Origin of the sequence: Thermohalobaculum xanthum, from assembly GCF_016623495.1 — a bacterium.
Lineage (GTDB): Bacteria > Pseudomonadota > Alphaproteobacteria > Rhodobacterales > Rhodobacteraceae > Thermohalobaculum > Thermohalobaculum xanthum.
The window spans coordinates 61,508-77,050 of record NZ_JAEHHL010000004.1; the positions used below are offsets into that span (position 1 = coordinate 61,508).

At 68.6% G+C, this 15,543-nt stretch carries 15 protein-coding genes and 1 pseudogene; 6 read left to right on the plus strand and 10 right to left on the minus strand.

Annotated elements, in window-relative coordinates; genetic code table 11:
* Positions 1-7: 7 nt before the first annotated feature.
* Positions 8-1,002 (minus strand): annotated as a pseudogene (locus H0I76_RS07970) (adenosine kinase).
* Positions 999-1,643 (minus strand): endonuclease III, encoded by a 645-nt coding sequence (gene nth / locus H0I76_RS07975; RefSeq protein WP_200609075.1) that lies wholly within the window; start codon positions 1,641-1,643, stop codon positions 999-1,001. The pseudogene H0I76_RS07970 and the gene nth overlap by 4 nt, the downstream one beginning before the upstream one ends.
* A 104-nt stretch (positions 1,644-1,747) precedes the next feature.
* Between nth and H0I76_RS07980 the strand changes: the two genes are divergently transcribed.
* On the plus strand, positions 1,748-2,563 hold the full coding sequence (locus tag H0I76_RS07980) for a DUF2092 domain-containing protein (protein WP_200609077.1): 816 nt from the start codon (positions 1,748-1,750) through the stop codon (positions 2,561-2,563).
* A 10-nt stretch (positions 2,564-2,573) separates the two neighbouring features.
* Complete coding sequence (locus H0I76_RS07985) at positions 2,574-3,584, plus strand: peptidoglycan-binding domain-containing protein (protein WP_200609079.1); 1,011 nt, start codon at positions 2,574-2,576, stop codon at positions 3,582-3,584.
* A gap of 80 nt (positions 3,585-3,664) precedes the next feature.
* On the opposite strand, the gene H0I76_RS07990 is transcribed toward H0I76_RS07985, so the two are convergent.
* Complete coding sequence (locus tag H0I76_RS07990) at positions 3,665-4,870, minus strand: type III PLP-dependent enzyme (protein WP_200609081.1); 1,206 nt, start codon at positions 4,868-4,870, stop codon at positions 3,665-3,667.
* 285 nt (positions 4,871-5,155) lie between these two features.
* Here H0I76_RS07990 and H0I76_RS07995 point away from each other — a divergent pair, with 285 nt between their 5' ends.
* Both H0I76_RS07995 and H0I76_RS08000 read left to right on the plus strand, forming a co-directional pair.
* A complete protein-coding gene (locus H0I76_RS07995; RefSeq protein WP_234455200.1) occupies positions 5,156-6,010 on the plus strand; it encodes a methylated-DNA--[protein]-cysteine S-methyltransferase in 855 nt (284 codons plus the stop codon).
* A 70-nt stretch (positions 6,011-6,080) separates the two neighbouring features.
* Positions 6,081-6,836 carry a hypothetical protein gene (locus tag H0I76_RS08000; protein ID WP_200609083.1) on the plus strand — a complete coding sequence of 252 codons (756 nt, stop codon included), beginning with the start codon at positions 6,081-6,083 and terminating at the stop codon, positions 6,834-6,836.
* 203 nt (positions 6,837-7,039) lie between these two features.
* On the opposite strand, the gene H0I76_RS08005 is transcribed toward H0I76_RS08000, so the two are convergent.
* A complete protein-coding gene (locus tag H0I76_RS08005; RefSeq protein ID WP_200609085.1) occupies positions 7,040-7,462 on the minus strand; it encodes a hypothetical protein in 423 nt (140 codons plus the stop codon).
* 167 nt (positions 7,463-7,629) lie between these two features.
* Complete coding sequence (speE, locus tag H0I76_RS08010; RefSeq protein WP_200609086.1) at positions 7,630-8,490, minus strand: polyamine aminopropyltransferase; 861 nt, start codon at positions 8,488-8,490, stop codon at positions 7,630-7,632.
* Positions 8,491-8,633: 143 nt separating this feature from the next.
* Here speE and H0I76_RS08015 point away from each other — a divergent pair, with 143 nt between their 5' ends.
* Positions 8,634-9,392 (plus strand): TerC family protein, encoded by a 759-nt coding sequence (locus tag H0I76_RS08015; RefSeq protein ID WP_234455201.1) that lies wholly within the window; start codon positions 8,634-8,636, stop codon positions 9,390-9,392.
* 73 nt (positions 9,393-9,465) lie between these two features.
* Here the strand turns inward: H0I76_RS08015 and speD are convergent, their stop codons facing one another.
* The 4 genes from speD to htpX all read right to left on the minus strand — a co-directional run bounded on the left by speD (position 9,466) and on the right by htpX (position 14,398).
* Positions 9,466-9,978 (minus strand): adenosylmethionine decarboxylase, encoded by a 513-nt coding sequence (speD, locus tag H0I76_RS08020; protein WP_200609088.1) that lies wholly within the window; start codon positions 9,976-9,978, stop codon positions 9,466-9,468.
* A gap of 437 nt (positions 9,979-10,415) precedes the next feature.
* Entirely contained in the window at positions 10,416-12,005 is a 1,590-nt protein-coding gene (gene purH / locus H0I76_RS08025; RefSeq protein WP_200609090.1) for a bifunctional phosphoribosylaminoimidazolecarboxamide formyltransferase/IMP cyclohydrolase, read from the minus strand.
* Between the two features lie 117 nt (positions 12,006-12,122).
* Positions 12,123-13,460 carry an RsmB/NOP family class I SAM-dependent RNA methyltransferase gene (locus H0I76_RS08030; RefSeq protein ID WP_200609092.1) on the minus strand — a complete coding sequence of 446 codons (1,338 nt, stop codon included), beginning with the start codon at positions 13,458-13,460 and terminating at the stop codon, positions 12,123-12,125.
* On the minus strand, positions 13,457-14,398 hold the full coding sequence (htpX, locus tag H0I76_RS08035) for a zinc metalloprotease HtpX (RefSeq protein WP_200609109.1): 942 nt from the start codon (positions 14,396-14,398) through the stop codon (positions 13,457-13,459). The genes H0I76_RS08030 and htpX overlap by 4 nt, the downstream gene beginning before the upstream one ends.
* Positions 14,399-14,470: 72 nt before the next feature.
* On the opposite strand from htpX, the gene H0I76_RS08040 reads away from it, so the two are divergent.
* Complete coding sequence (locus tag H0I76_RS08040; protein WP_200609111.1) at positions 14,471-14,656, plus strand: DUF1674 domain-containing protein; 186 nt, start codon at positions 14,471-14,473, stop codon at positions 14,654-14,656.
* 7 nt (positions 14,657-14,663) lie between these two features.
* Here H0I76_RS08040 and H0I76_RS08045 read toward each other — a convergent pair whose 3' ends face one another.
* A complete protein-coding gene (locus H0I76_RS08045; RefSeq protein WP_200609113.1) occupies positions 14,664-15,473 on the minus strand; it encodes a phosphate/phosphite/phosphonate ABC transporter substrate-binding protein in 810 nt (269 codons plus the stop codon).
* Positions 15,474-15,543 lie beyond the last annotated feature (70 nt).

Here is a 15,543-nt window from a genome sequence, read left to right on the forward strand (position 1 = left end):
CCGTTCGTCAGAACCCGTTCCGGGCCATCAGCGCCGCGAGATCGGTCTCGGGCCGCGCGCCGTAGTGGCTGATGATCTCGGCCGCGGCGATGCAGCCCATATGCGCGGACTTGCGGTCGTCGTGACCGCGGATCAGCCCGGGGCCATGAAGCCTGCGGCGAAGAGGTCGCCGGCGCCGGTGCTGTCAACCACGTCGACCGCCTGGGCCGGCACTTCGGTCCGCGTCTTGCCGCGCAGGATCACCGCGCCGTCGCCTGACAGGGTGACCGCCGCGATCGCCACCTCGCGCGACAGCATGCCAAGCGCGATCTCGAGGCTGTCGGTCTCGATCAGCGACAGTGCCTCGTCGCGGTTCGCGAACAGGAGGTCCACCTCGTCGGCGATCAGTCGGCGGAAATCGGCGCGGTGGCGGTCGATGCAGAAGGGGTCCGAGCAGGTGAGGGCGACCTTGCCCCCGCCGCGGCGGACGGCGGCGATGGCACGGGCATAGGCTTCCTTCGCCTCGGGCGTGTCGAAGAGGTAACCCTCGAGATAGAGCCAGTCGGCGCGTTCGAGCAGCGCCTCGTCGATGTCGCCGGCATGCAGTGCCGTCGAGATGCCAAGATAGGTGTTCATCGACCGCTCGCCGTCGGGGCTCACGAGGATCAGTGAGCGCGCGGTCTCCTCGTCGGCGTCCTCGGGCGCGAAGGGGCCCGCATAGGTGACCCCGCCCGCGCGGATGTCATGGGCGAAGATCCGGCCCAGCTGGTCGTCGCGCACCTTGCCGATGAAGCCGGTGCGGCAGTTCAGAGCCGCCGCCCCGGCGATGGTGTTCGCGCCCGAGCCGCCCGAGATCTCGCGCGCCGCCGGCATCGCGGCGTAAAGCTCGGTCGCGCGAGCGCGGTCGATCAAGGTCATCACGCCCTTGGCGACGCCGTTCTCGGCCAGGAAGCCGTCGTTCACCGGCGCGATCACGTCGACGATCGCGTTGCCGATGCCGACAATGTCGAGACGTTCGGTCATGTGGTCTTGTCCTCGTAGCGGCACAGATCGCGGATGACGCAGGTGCCGCAGGCGGGCTTGCGCGCCATGCAGGTGTAGCGTCCGTGCAGGATCAGCCAGTGGTGCGCGTGCAGCGCGAAATCGGCGGGGATGTTGTCCTCGAGCGCGCGCTCAACCGCCAGCACGTCACGTCCCGGTGCGATCCCGGTGCGGTTGGCGACGCGGAACACATGCGTGTCGACCGCCATCGCCGGCTGGCGCCACCACATGTTCAGCACGACGTTCGCAGTCTTGCGTCCGACCCCGGGCAGCGACGACAGAGCCGCGCGCGAGGAGGGCACCTCGCCGCCATAGTCGTCGACCAGGATGCGGCTCAGCTTGATGACGTTCCTGGCCTTGTTGCGGTAGAGCCCGATCGTGCGGATGTGCTCGACCAGACCGTCCTCGCCCAGCGCCAGCATCTTCTGTGGCGAGTCGGCGATGCTGAACAGTTCGCGCGTCGCCTTGTTGACGCCCTTGTCGGTTGCCTGCGCGCTCAGCGCCACGGCAACCAGCAGCGTATAGGCGTTGACATGCTCGAGCTCGCCCTTCGGCTCGGGGCGCTCGGCCCGGAACCGCTCGAAACATGTCCGGATGGCGTGGTAGTCGAGTTGCGCGCTCATGGCGCGACTGGGTTGCACAGAACAGTAATTTACACAAGGTTTTCGGTTACGTCGTTCTCGTTGTGCTAGGCTTCGAGGATTGAAGCAAAAACGGGGAGAGCGCATTGCATCTTGGATCGCTTGTCGCCGCAGTGGCGATCGCGCTGACGCCCTTCGCCGCCGCCGCGCAAACGGTGCCCGAGCAGGCGTCTGACGCCGGCCGCATCGATCAGGGCGCGGTCGAGCTTGCACGCGCGTCGGCCGAGTTCCTCGCCCGCCAGCCCGCGATGTCCTTCGACTGGTTCGTCAGCTACGACGAGGTGATCGACGGGCGCGAGAAGGTGACGTTCACGCGTGCCGGGACGAACCTGCTCGTGCGCGATCTGGGCTTTCTTTCGCGGACCGATCGTGGCGACGCGCTGCGCGACTACTACTATGACGGCGAGGTATTCACCATCGCCGCCCCCGATCAGAACTTCTACGCCTCGACGGGCTTCGCCGAAGGGTTCGAGCAGCTGGTGCAGGACGTGTCCGAGAAGCTCGAGACGCCCATCCCGTTATGGGTGCTGATGACGGCTTCGCTGCCCGACGACATCCTCGAAGGTGTGGACGGAGCCGCGCATCTCGGGGTTACCCGCGTCGGCGGGCGCGAGGCGCACCACCTGGCCTTCTCGGACTACGACGAGGACTGGCAGGTCTGGATATCGACGGATCCCGACCGGCCGCTGCCGCTGATGATCGTGCGCACCGATCCCTACCAGCAGGGCTGGCCGCAATACCGGGCCTACCTCATGAACTGGAATCTCCAACCGTCGTACGAGCCGGGCGATTTCTCCTACGAGCCGCCGGAGGACAGCGTGCGGATCAGCTTCCCGAGCCTGCTGGAACGGGCGCGGGACGACGGTGCAGCGGGCACGACCGCCGCCCCGTCGGGCAATTGAGGAGGGGAAGATGAAGCGCGTGTTTCTGACCCTTCTGATCGCGGCGGTGGCCATCGGAACCTCGCCCGAGAGCATCGTTCGCTTCGATCCCGCGGTCGACGAGGCCGAAGCCGGCTTCCGCGGCGGTGGCGGTCGCGGCGGTGGCGGCCGTGGCGGCGGCGGTTTCCGCGGTGGCGGTGGCGGGCGCAGCTTTGGAGGCGGTGGCGGCGGCGGCTTTGGCGCGCGTCCCTACCAGCCACCGCGAGGTGCGAAGATCGGCTCGCCCCGGCCGTCAAGGCCCGCTGCGGGAACGCGGCCATCGCGCCCGGAGGTCGGGACACTTCCCACGCAGCCGTCCGGAAGACCCGATCGTCCAGGGATCAACCCGCCCGGCGGTGTCTCCACGCTTCCGGCAAGACCGGGTACCGGCGACAGGCCGGTGCGCCCGAGCCATCCGATCGCCCGACCGCCCGGCGGACGCCCGCCGGGCGGTCGGCCGCCGGGGTGGAAACCGCCCGGCTCGCGGCCGCCCGGCTGGCGACCGCCGCCCTACGATCCGCCATATTACCGTCCGCCGCATTGGCACTGGGGTGACTACTACTGGTGGCCGGCCTGGGGCTGGTACTTCACGGGTGCCATCGCGGGCGCGACGCTCGTCTATGTCGCCAGCCTTCCATCCGAATGCGAGAAGGTGCTCTACGAAGGCGAGACCCTCTATCTGTGCGATGGCGTGCTCTACCGGGCGACCTATTACAAGGACGAGATGGTCTACGAGATCGTGTCGGACGAGACGGTTCAGGCGGTCGCGGCGCCGGCAGGTGGCGGCGGCACCGGGGGCCTCGCTCTCACCTCGCCGATGATGGTGGGCGAGGCAGTCCGAGCGCTGCAACGCGCGCTTACCGATGCCGGCTATGACGTGGGCGCGATCGACGGCACCTTCGGTCCCGGCACCGACCGCGCCGTGCGGGCCTTCCAGTCGGACCAGGGCCTGCCGGTCACCGGCGTGGTCGACGCAGCAACCGCGGCGGCGCTGGGGCTCTGAGCCCCGGGAAGACAAAGGGCCGGCCCCGTGGGGCCGGCCCTTGCTACCTGGACGGCGCGTGCCCGTGCCGGCGGATCGCGTCAGATGCAGACCACGTCCAGCGGCGGGAAGCCGTTGAACCCGACGCTGGAATAGCTCGACGTGTAGGCGCCGCAGCACAGGATGCGGATCCGGTCGCCCGCCTTCAGTGCCAGCGGAAGCTGCACGGGGCGCTTCTCGTAGAGCACGTCGGCCGAGTCACAGCTCGGGCCTGCAAGGACGCAGGGACCGGTCTCGGCGCCATCCGCCGTGGTCTCGAACTGGTAGCGGATCGCCTCGTCCATCGTTTCGGCGAGGCCCGAGAATTTGCCGATGTCGAGATACACCCAGCGGGCAATGTCCGAGGGGCGCTTCTTCGAGACCAGCAGGACCTCGGCCGCGATCACGCCCGCCTCGGCCACCATGCCGCGGCCGGGCTCGGCCATCACGTAGCCGGGCATCTGCGGAAAGCGCGCGCGGATCTCGTCGATCACGCCGCGGGCATAGGCCTCGGGACCCTCGACAGGGTCGCCGTAGAAGGCAGGAAAGCCGCCGCCGATGTTGAGCACGTCGAGCGTGAAGCCCGCCTCGGACGCCTCGGCCCAGATCTCGGCCACCATGTCGAGCGTCGGGCCCCACATCGTCGCGGCGCGGGTCTGGCTGCCGACGTGGAACGACAGGCCCGCCGGCCGCAGCCCGGCCTCGCGCGCCACGCCCATCAGGCGCACGGCCTCCTCGGGCGCGCAGCCGAACTTGCGGCTCAGCGGCCAGTCTGCCTGCGAATGCTCGACGAGGAGGCGGATGAACACCCGCGCGCCGGGGGCGAGGGCGGCGATCTTCGCCAGTTCCTCGTCCGAGTCGGCGGCGAAGAGATCGACGCCCACGGCATGCGCCCAGGCGATGTCGCCGGGCTTCTTCACCGTGTTGCCGAAGCTGACGTGATGCGCCGGCGCACCGGCTTCCAGGCACAGCGCGATCTCGGCCCGGCTGGCCGCGTCAAAGCGGCAGCCCAGCGACGCGAGCCGCGCCAGCACTGCCGGGTGCGGGTTCGCCTTGACCGCGTAATGGATATGCGCGTCACCAAGACCGGCCGAGAGCGCGCGGAACTGCGCCTCGACCCGGTCGAGGTCGATCACCAGTGTCGGGCGGTCGAACTCGGCCGCGTCGAGCAGGGCTTCGACCTTGTCGCCATAGGGCGCCGGGACATCGGAGTCGGAGAGTCGTCGGAGGAACGCCCCACGGGCGCCCCCCTGAGAGAGTGCAAGCATGATCGTTCCCCATGCAGTCCCGGATTTTCGCCCGGACGGACCATACAGAGACGCGACCGTCGCTGCTTAAACTCATGCTGAAAGGGGCATGGCCAGAGGCGCGTGCGTTGGCGTCGCCGCGACATATGCGGCCGGCGGACTCAAACCGCAAGGGGTAATATGTTGAGTGTTCGTGCAAATTTCGGATCCGTGCGGAGTGTTGCATTGCCGCATGATCCGGGTGGCGCGAGCCGGGCGACCGGGGCATGATCGCGGCGTCTCTCAGACCAAGCCGGGATGACCCAGATGACCGAGACCCACCCCCGCGAGCCCTACCAGCTGATGGCAGACGCCATCGCCTATATCGAGGCCAACCGCCTCGATCAGCCCTCGCTCGAGCAGGTGGCCGCGGCGGTCGGTCTCTCGCCCCAGCACTTCCAGCGCGAGTTCTCGAAATGGGTCGGCGTCAGCCCCAAGCGCTATCTGCAATACCTCACGCTCGACCATGCGCGCCGCCTGCTGGCCGAGCGGTTCAGCGTGCTCGACGCCGCCCTTGAGACCGGGCTTTCGGGCCCCTCGCGGCTGCATGACCTGTTCCTGCGCTGGGAGGCGATGACCCCGGGCGACTATGCCCAGAAGGGCGCGGGCCAGGTGATCCGCTGGACGTGGTTCGACAGCCCCTTCGGCGAGGCGCTGGTAATGGCGACCGATCGCGGCATTTGCGGGCTCGCCTTCGCCGCCGAGCAGGGCCGCGCGGCGGTGATGGCCGACATGCGTGCACGCTGGCCCGAGGCGTCGTTCCGCGAGGACACCGCCGGCCTCGAGCCCTTGGTTCGCGCGCTGTCGGGAGGCAAGGGCGAGGTGCCGCTCGCGCTGTTCGGCGCGCCCTTCCAGATCAAGGTCTGGGAGGCGCTGCTGTCGATCCCCTCGGGCCATGTCACGACCTATTCCGAGATCGCCAAGGCGATCGGCCATCCCCGTGCGGTGCGTGCGGTCGGCACCGCGGTCGGGCGCAACCCGATCAGCTGGCTCATCCCCTGCCACCGCGCGCTGCGGCGCGACGGCGCGCTGGGCGGTTACCATTGGGGCCTGCCGGTCAAGCGCGCGCTGCTGGCCTGGGAGGCGGCGCGGGCCGACGCGCGCGAGGGCGAGGCGGCCTGAGCCCGTGTCTTGACGGCTCCGTTGCACGGCACCACGCTTCCCGCAGCTTCATTCGTTGCGGTGATTGCCAGTGAACCCTTTCGACCTCGAGCGATGCTCTCCCCTCAGGCTCGCCACTGCCCTGTTCCGCGCGCATTACGGGCTCTGCGCCACGGCGGTCCTGCTGCTGACCGGCCTCGACACGCTTGTCGAAGCCGGCGTCCTGCGCCGGGCCGCAGGGCCCGGTGAGATGATCGTCGAGATCGCCGCCCTGGTGGCCGCTCACCGGACGCTGCTCACCCGGAACGGCTTCGCGGGGGGCGGTCACGGGGAGGACCAGCCCGATTTTCGGATCGTCTGGCGGATCCTCTGGCGACTTCTGGCGGTTGCCATCGGCATCGGGCTGCTGGCTTTGCTGGTCGTGATGCCGGTCCTGCCGGGCGGGATGCCGGACGCTGCCAAGGCGGTCGCGGCAATCGCGATTGGGCTCCTGGGCTATGGGGCATTTCTCGCGTTCTTCGGCACATTCGTGCCCGACCTCGTGCTTGGCGGCACCGGGAGTTTTGCCGCGGCTCTCGCGCGCGGGCGGCAGCAGGCGCGCCGCACCTTCCGCGCACTCCTCGTCTATTCGTTCGGCGTGACCGTGCTCGTGCAGGTCGCCGCGAACCTCCCGCAGTTCGCCGGCATCCCATTAAGCCCCTATGACGCGGCGAGCCGGAGCGTGCACTGGTTGGGAATCATTCCCGCGATGCTGAGGTCCGCCTCCATCATCCTTGCGGTATTGATGACCGCCGCGATCCTGTCGCGCGCCTATGCGCAGGCCGAGGTGCAAGCGCGCATGTCCTGACGCGGAGGGAGGGAACTCGTCAGACCTAGTTGCTGGCTGCCGAAGGCGTCTTCCATCGCTTTATGAACCGGCGCGCGGCCGCAGATGCCGGCCCGCGAGGCCAAAGGGGCGTCAAGAGTGCGTCGCTGCCCGAATAGTCATCTGCCGCGATGATTGCCTCATCGCAGGTTAAGGTGGTCGTCGCGAGGCCCGGACCTCCCAGGTCAGGAGTCGTCGTCCGAGGTGTCGGGTCGCGTGGCAGCCTTGTCGGAATCGCGGTCTTTCGATGCCGGCGCCTCGCCAGGTTTGGCGCGGCGTGCGGACGAGGATCTGAACAGATGCGGTCGTTTCCTGCGCTTCTCGGGAGGCGGTTCGAAAGTTTGCGGCGGAGGCGGCCAGAACGACCGCCTTCGGCGCTTCTTCGGCTTCGTGCCGGATGGGTCGTCCGGCTCGTCTTCGGCCTGATCGCGTGCGATCGCGCGAACCGCGCGCAGCCCCGCGTAAATGACCATCAGCAGGACAAGGGCGCTGATCACGTGGACCAGCATGGTCGCGGGTTCGGGCAGGAAGTCCGGCCATTCGGGCACGACGACCCCTACGGCGGATCCGTCGTCCCGTTCCGTCGGGGCCTTCTTGAAATCGGCCATGCCCCGTACTCCTCTCGAATACGCGCGCACCAAAGGGCGCCCCGGCGACGAGAGGGACATGCGGACATGGGCGCCACGCTTAACCCATCAAAGAATATCCATTTCTTTCAGTTTGACGAACCTTCTTTCGAACAGTCCGTCCGGGTCGGACGGGCGCCGAGGCGCCCTCAGTCCAGCAGCTTCGCGACATAGCCGGGCAAGGCGAATGCCGCCTTGTGGACCGCGGGAGTGTAATAGCGGGTCTCGATCCCGGCAGCGGCATAGCGGCGCTCGAGCTCGTCGAGCGCGACGTGGCGGCCCTCGCCCATCGCGCCCCAGCCAAAGGCCATCGGCCCCCCCGCATAGGTCGGCACGGTGGCGAGATAGCAGGTCGCGTCCCGGAACAGCGCCTTGAAGGCCCGCATCGTGCCCCGCAGCTCCTCGGGCTGCATGAAGGGCACCCCGTTCTGGGTGGCGAAGATGCCGTGCCCGGTCAGAAGGCCGCGAACATGGCCGTAGAAGGTGTCGGTGAACAGCACCTCGCCCGGTCCGATCGGGTCGGTTGAGTCCGAGATGATCACGTCGAAACGGCGATCGGTCTGGCGCACGAAATCGGCGCCGTCGGCGATCACAAGGTCGAGGCGCGGGTCGTCGAAGGCCCCGTCCGAGATCGCGGGCAGGTATTTCTTCGAGAACTCGACCACGCCCGCGTCGATCTCGACCATCGTGACATGCTCGACCGAGCGGTGACGCAGCACCTCGCGCGCCATGCCGCCATCGCCGCCGCCGATGATCAGCACGCGTTTGGCCTCGCCATGGGCAAGGATGGGCACGTGAGCCATCATCTCGTGGTAGATGAACTCGTCACCTTCGGTGACCTGCACCACGCCGTCAAGCGTCAGCACGCGGCCGAAGCGGGGATTCTCGATCACCCTGAGCCGCTGATGCTCGGTGGCGCTGTCATAGAGCACCCGGTCCTCGCGCAGCGACTGGCGGTAGTCGTCGTGCAGGGTCTCGACGCTCCAGCCCGGCATGATGGCGTCCGACATGGCATCCTCCCTCAGGGTCGCGTGGCGGGGCCTGCATGGGTCAGCGGGCTCGCGATGTCCAGCCCCGAATTCCGGGTGGTTGCCATTGCGCCGCCATCGCCGCAGGATCGGCCTCCCGTGCCGCCGGACACCGAGGATTCCCGATGACCGAGATCATGACACTCATCACCATGCCCGAGGTTTGGGTCGCGTTGGCCACCCTGATCGTGATGGAGGTGGTGCTCGGCATCGACAACCTGATCTTCATCTCGATCCTGACCAACAAGCTCCCAGAAGCGCAACGTCCCCGGGCGCGGCGCATCGGGATCGGGCTTGCGCTGATCCTGCGTCTTGGCCTGCTCGGGGCGGTTGCCTGGATCGTGCGGCTGACCGATCCGGTCTTCACGTTCCTCGGCGAAGGGTTCTCATGGAAGGACCTGATCCTCCTGGCAGGTGGCCTTTTCCTCGTCTGGAAGGCAACGAAGGAAATCGGGCACAAGGTCGACCCGGATCCGGAAGGCGACATGTTCACCGGCAAGGCGGTGGAGGCGTCCTTCAGCGCGACCGTCGCGCAGATCCTGCTGCTCGATCTCGTCTTCTCGGTGGACAGCATCATCACCGCGGTCGGGATGACACCGCATGTGCCGGTGATGGTCGTCGCGATCGTCGTCGCGGTGACCGTGATGCTGATCGCGGCCGACCCGCTGGCCGAGTTCATCGAGGCTCACCCGACCATTGTCATGCTGGCGCTGAGCTTCCTGTTGATGATCGGGATGACCCTGATTGCCGAGGGTCTCGGCTTCCACGTGCCGAGGGGTTACGTCTACGCGGCGATGGCGTTCTCGGCGGCGGTGGAGACGCTGAACCTGCTGGCGCGCCGCGCACGCGAGAGGCGCAGGGGACGCGCCCGCGGCGAGGGCTGACGGCGCCTGCACCAATTGAAAACGCCGCCCGGGGGCCGGGCGGCGCTTGCCTCGAGACGGGTCTTGCCGTGCGTCAGAGGCGGTCGGCGACCACTTCCTCGCCGCGCAGCAGTTCCTTCACGCGGATGTCGCCCGCGTCGAAGGCCGCACGCAGGACGTCGACTGCCTTCCACGGCTGCGCGTCGCCGCACATGAACACGTCGAAGGCGCCATAGCCGATCTCGGGCCATGTGTGCACGGAGATATGGCTCTCCGCCAGCACTGCCACGCCGCTCACGCCCTGCGGCGAGAACTTGTGCGTGTGAATGTGCAGAAGCGTCGCGCCGCACTGGTCGACGCAGTCGCGGAACGCCTGCTCGATCCGGTGCTGGTCGTCCAGCCCGGTGCCGTCCACCACCTCGATGATGAGGTGTGTGCCGGCAAAGACCTTGCCGTCACGACGGATGAAGTGGTCGTCGCGGGATTCGTCGAAGATATCCCGATCGGCAACGACGGTCAGATGACCGCGGTTCCCCGTGGTGTCTTCCGCATGGGTGGTGCCTGTCTCCAGGTCCATCCCCAGTTGGAAGAGGTGTGCCTGGCTCATGGCATCGCCTCCCCTACCAGCAGATGAAGTCCCAGAGGCCCCTTAGCGCCCCCCCGCGGACGGGGTTGGGATCGGTGACCCTGTGAGCGGCGGAGATACTGCTTCGCGTCTGCGAATTCAATCGCGGAAATATGGCAATTAGATAAAAAATCTCTATTGGTCGCCGGAGAAAGCGTGCGGTTTGATTAAGGGTGCGTTAACCTTTCGCTCAATACCGTGAGCTATCAAGCGGCACACCTTGCAGAGCCTTTACGCCACGAGGGTTCTGAAGAGCAATTTGGATGGCAGCCAGGCGGGATGTGTTGTTGTCCTGTCGAGCGACCGTCACACGATTTGCAGCACAAGCGTCCCGCTTGCGCGGCGACCCGCATGCAAGGCATGCGGGTTTTTCTTTTCCGGGATCGAGGGGCCGTGCGTCGGGCGCGCCCGACACGGCCTCAGTGACGGAAGTGCCTGCGCCCGGTGAAGACCATGGCAAGACCGCGCGCGTCCGCGGCGGCGATCACCTCGGCGTCGCGCATCGATCCGCCGGGCTGGATGATCGCGGTGGCGCCCGCCTCGGCCGCGGCGATCAGTCCGTCGGCGAAGGGAAAGAACGCGTCCGATGCCACGACCGAACCGCGCACGGTGGGCTCGGCGAGGCCCAGCGCCTCCGCCATGTCAGCGGACTTGCGCGCGGCGATGCGGGTCGAGTCGACGCGGCTCATCTGGCCCGCCCCGATCCCGACGGTGGCGCCGCCCTTGGCATAGACGATGGCGTTCGACTTGACGTGCTTGGCAACCGACCAGGCGAAGACCAGGTCGTCAAGCTCGGCGGGCGACGGCTGGCGGCGAGTGACGACCTTCAGCGAGGCGGGATCGAGCCGGCCCGTGTCCTGGTCCTGCACGAGCAGACCGCCCGAAACCTGGCGCAGCGCGAGCCGCGCGGCTTCGGGGTCCGGCAGGGTATCGGTCAGCAACAACCGCAGGTTCGGCTTGGCCGCGAAGACCGCGCGCGCGGCCTCGTCGGCGCCGGGGGCGATCACGACCTCGGTAAAGATCCGGGTGATCGCCTCGGCGGTTTCGCGGTCGAGCGCCCGGTTGAGCGCGACGATGCCGCCGAAGGCCGAGACACGGTCGCAGTCATAGGCCCGGGCATAGGCATCGGCCAGCGACGGCCCGCGCGCGACGCCGCAGGGGTTGGCGTGCTTGATGATGGCACAGGCGGCAGCGGCCGCGGGGTCGAACTCGGCAACCAGTTCGTAGGCGGCGTCCGTGTCGTTGATGTTGTTGTGGCTCAGTTCCTTGCCCTGGATCTGCACGGCAGTCGCAACCCCGGGCCGCGCCGAGTGGTCGAGGTAGAAGGCGGCGCTCTGGTGGGGGTTCTCGCCATAGCGCAGGGTCTGCGACAGGTAGCCTGCGAAGGTGCGCCTGCGCGGCGTCCGGTCCCCGACGGCGTCCGCCATCCAGCCTGACACCGCGGCGTCATAGGCGGCGGTTCGGCCATAGGCGATGGCGGCCAGGCGCTTGCGCGTCTCGAGCCTGGTTCCGCCGGTCTCTTCGATCTCGGCGGCCACGGCGTCGTAATCCTGGGTGTCGACCACGACGGTCACGTCCGCATGGTTCTTGGCGGCGGCGCGGATCATGGCGGGACCGCCGATGTCGATGTTCTCGATGCACTCGTCGTAGGAGGCGCCGCGCCCGACGGTGGCCTCGAAGGGATAGAGGTTGACCACAAGGAGGTCGATGGGCGCGATACCGTGCTCGGCCATCGCGGCGGCATGCTCGGGGTTCGCGCGCTGCGCCAGCAGGCCGCCATGGACCATCGGGTGCAGGGTCTTCACCCGCCCGTCCATCATTTCGGGGAAGGCCGTGAGGTCCGAGACGTCTCGCACCCCGAAACCGGCGTCACGCAGCCGCTTGGCCGTCCCTCCGGTCGAGATCAGCTCGACCCCCGCGTCGGTGAGACGGCGCGCGAGCGCCTCGAGCCCGGTCTTGTCCGAGACCGAGAGGAGTGCGCGGCGGATGGGGGTGATGGCTTCGGTCATTGCGGTCTCCGTGCCCCGGCTGCTGTGCGGCTGCGGCAGCGTCTATGCCATGAATGCGCGCAGCGCCACAGACCCGAATGTCGCGCCCAGGTCCATTTTCGCTTCCGGACCGGTGCCTCAGGCGGCGCGGGCGAAGGTGGCGGCGAAGAAGCCGTCAAGGCCGCCAAGGCCGGGGAGCATTGAGGGACGGGTCCGAAGCTCGCCTTCTGCAGTGACGAATCCCGACGGCAGACTGCCTTCATCCAGCGGAACCCGGCGCGCGCCGGGCGTTCGGGCGAGGAAGGCCTCGGCCTGTGCCTCGCCTTCTTCCTTGAGCAGCGAGCAGGTCGCGACGACCAGCGTGCCGCCCGGGCGCAGCCAGCCGAAGGCGCGGTCCATGAGGCGGGCCTGCAGGTCCACCAGAGGCGCGATGTCGCCGGCACCCTTGCGCCAGGGCAGGTCTGGGTGCCGGCGTATGGTGCCGGTCGCCGAGCAGGGCGCGTCGAGGAGGATGGCGTCGAACGATTCCGCGGGGTCCCATTCGAGGGCGTCGGCGGTGATCAGGTCGGCGACCAGCCCGGTGCGGGCGAGGTTCTCGGCGAGGCGCGCGAGCCGGGGCGCCGAGATGTCGAGCGCGGTGACCGCGGCGCCGGCGGCGGCAAGTTGCATCGTCTTGCCTCCGGGGGCCGCACAGAGGTCGAGCACGCGTTTCCCCGCGGTCGGGCCAAGCAGGCGCGCGGGCAGGCTGGCCGCAAGGTCCTGAACCCACCACTGTCCCTCGGCATGGCCGGGCAGTGCGCTGATCTGCGGCCGCCCCGCAAGTCGAAGGACCCCGGCGGCGATCTCCTCGCCCCCGAGCGTGGGAGCCATGGCGGAGGCCTCGCCGGGATCGCGGAAGACAAGGTCGTGGGGCGCGGGCACGAGGTGGGCTGCGGCGATCGCATCGGCCTCGGCTTCGCCCCAGTCTTTGGCGAGACGCTTCCACAGCCAGGCGGGCAGGTTCTTGCGCAAGGCGGCGGGGTCGTTCCCGGGCGGTGGACCCGCCGCGATCCGCCGGCCGACGGCGTTCACGAGCCCCGAGAGTCGGCCTGCGCCTGGCGTTGCGCGTGCGAGCCTGACGGCCGAATCGACGGCGGCATGGGCCGGGACGCCGGCAAAGGCCAGCTCGCACGCCATCAGGCGCAGGATATGCGCGCCGGCGCCTGCCGGCATGCGGTCGACGAGGTCAGCCAGGATCGCATCGATCTGGCCGAGCCGGCGCAGGGTCAGGTCTGCGAGCCCGCGCGCCTCGGCCCGGGCTGCGGGCGCGAGCTTGTCGAGCCCGGCCTCGCTCAGCATCTCGCCGCGGTCGAGCACGTTGCCGAGAAGCTGGAGCGCACCCCGCCGGGCCGCGATCCCCGGCGCGTCGCGGACGGGATGCGCGGTCGGTCGCCGTCTGCGCTTCGAGGGTGCGCCGCTGCGCGCGTCCCGGCTCACCTCCAGGGGCCCTGTGCGCGCGTCGAGGGCATGCCGAAGCTGCGCCCCGGCGAACCCGAGCGGGGGGGCAGGGCATCGGCGCCCGGCCGGATGCCCATCTCGGCCGCCTGGGCCTTGAGCGCCGCGATCCGCTTGGCGGGGTTGGGATGCGTCGAGAACAGATCATCCACCCCGCGATGGGTCAGTGGGTTGACGATGAACATGTGCGCCGTCGCGGGGTTGCGCTCGGCCGTGCGCATCTCGGCGCGGTGGCCACCCGAAATGCGCGCGAGCGCCGAGGCAAGCCACAAGGGATTGCCGCAGATATCGCCCCCGGCGCGGTCGGCGGAATACTCGCGCGTCCGGCTGATCAGCATCTGGATCATCATGGCCGCGAAGGGTGCGAGGATGACGGCGAGCAACACGCCGACGATGCCCAGCGGGTTACGCTCGCGGTCGCCGCCGCCGCCGAAGAAGAGGCCGAACTGCGCGAGCATCGAGATCGCGCCCGCGACCGTCGCCGCGATCGTCATGATCAGCGTGTCTCGATTGCGGATATGGGCAAGTTCGTGCGCCATGACGCCCGCCAGCTCCTCGCGGCTGAGCGTCTGCAGGATCCCGGTTGTCGCGGCGACGGCCGCGTTCTGCGGGTTGCGGCCGGTCGCGAAGGCGTTGGGCTGCGGGTCGTCGATCACATAGATCGCAGGCATCGGAAGCCCGGCACGTGCCGAAAGCTCCTCGATCATCGACCAAAGCTCGGGCGCCGTCTGCCGGCTGACGGGCCGCGCCTTGTGCATGCGCAGCACCATCTTGTCCGAGTTCCAGTAAGCGAAGGCATTCGTGCCAAGCGCGAAGACGAAGGCGAGCATCGCGCCGCCGGTGCCGCCGATCATGTAGCCAACACCGAGGAACAGCGCGGTCATCGCAGCCAGCAATAGCGCGGTTTTCGCGTAGTTCATGACGTCGATCTCCTGTTGTCGCGGCTCCCCGCATGCGCCATATCGAGGCGGAGCCGCGGATGAGAGGCATATATGGACGACGCGAAAGACAGGGAAGCCCGCATCCAGGCTGCCGCCGAACGTGCGCTGGCCGAGGCCGAGGCACGCCGAAAGGCCGCTGCCGGACGCAGCCTGCCGAAGGAACTGGGTGGACGCAATGGCCCCGAGCCGACGCGCTTTGGCGACTGGGAGAAGGACGGGATCATCTCGGACTTCTGAGCCCCCGTCAGGCGAGATCGGGATAGCCCGCGCGCCGGGCGGACGCCTCCATCGCGGGAATCTCGTCGTAAGCATCGTCGGCGAGCATCTCGACCCCTTCGATCAGGAGCGCGTCTCTCGCCGGGGCGAGAGCCGGATCAGCGATCGCCTCGCTCAGGGCGGTGGCGAGCGCCGATACCGTCGCGTCGCTTTGGTTGGCGGCGGTGACGAAGGGCAGGGCGGGGGCTGATGGTGTCAGCCCCAGCACCCTGAGCCGGGCCGTCAGTTCGGGCCGCAGGGCCGCGAGATGCGCCCAGGTCACGCAATCGAGCGCGGCGATATCGGCGCGTCCCGAGGCAACTGCATCGGCCGATGCGGCGTGGCTTCCCGTCTCGATTGCCGTGCCGAGGAAGCGGCCTTGGCGGGCAAGGGGGGCGAGGGCCGCGCGCATCGTGTTCATGCCCGATTGCGAGTCGCGCGCGTTGTAGGCCGCGCACCGTCCCCTGAAGCCCTCGAGCGTTTCCGCCGCGTCGTCGGCGCGCACCACGAGGACCGAGGTGTAACGCGGCCCGTCGCAACCCATGGCGCGGTAGACAGGGGTTGCAACCAGCCTCACCCGTCCGCGCAGTTGCATCGAGTAGGGATAGCCGCAGGTCTGGCTCAGGACGAGGCCGGGGTCGGTCCAGACCTCCGAATATGCCTCGCGCCTGTCGAGTGTTTCAGGCGCGTCGATGCCGGTGTCGCGCAGCTGCGCGCGGATCCCGTCCCATAAGGCGTCGGTTGCCGGGCGCAGTTCCGGGAAGTCGTACATCGGCAAAGAGGCGAGCGGTCGGGTCATGCAGCGCTCTCCGGGGCATGATGCTGTGAAGCCTGAATATCGGCTGGTGGGCCGAGGCGCCAGAGTTGGC

Coding starts and splice junctions, on each gene's coding strand:
- H0I76_RS07985 (WP_200609079.1), top strand. CDS start 2,574: ATGAAGCGCGTGTTTCTGACCCTTCTGATCGCGGCGGTGGCCATCGGA.
- H0I76_RS07990 (WP_200609081.1), bottom strand. CDS start 4,870: ATGCTTGCACTCTCTCAGGGGGGCGCCCGTGGGGCGTTCCTCCGACGA.
- H0I76_RS08040 (WP_200609111.1), top strand. CDS start 14,471: ATGGACGACGCGAAAGACAGGGAAGCCCGCATCCAGGCTGCCGCCGAA.
- H0I76_RS08015 (WP_234455201.1), top strand. CDS start 8,634: ATGACCGAGATCATGACACTCATCACCATGCCCGAGGTTTGGGTCGCG.
- purH (WP_200609090.1), bottom strand. CDS start 12,005: ATGACCGAAGCCATCACCCCCATCCGCCGCGCACTCCTCTCGGTCTCG.
- H0I76_RS07995 (WP_234455200.1), top strand. CDS start 5,156: ATGACCGAGACCCACCCCCGCGAGCCCTACCAGCTGATGGCAGACGCC.
- H0I76_RS08005 (WP_200609085.1), bottom strand. CDS start 7,462: ATGGCCGATTTCAAGAAGGCCCCGACGGAACGGGACGACGGATCCGCC.
- speE (WP_200609086.1), bottom strand. CDS start 8,490: ATGTCGGACGCCATCATGCCGGGCTGGAGCGTCGAGACCCTGCACGAC.
- speD (WP_200609088.1), bottom strand. CDS start 9,978: ATGAGCCAGGCACACCTCTTCCAACTGGGGATGGACCTGGAGACAGGC.
- H0I76_RS08045 (WP_200609113.1), bottom strand. CDS start 15,473: ATGACCCGACCGCTCGCCTCTTTGCCGATGTACGACTTCCCGGAACTG.
- nth (WP_200609075.1), bottom strand. CDS start 1,643: ATGAGCGCGCAACTCGACTACCACGCCATCCGGACATGTTTCGAGCGG.
- htpX (WP_200609109.1), bottom strand. CDS start 14,398: ATGAACTACGCGAAAACCGCGCTATTGCTGGCTGCGATGACCGCGCTG.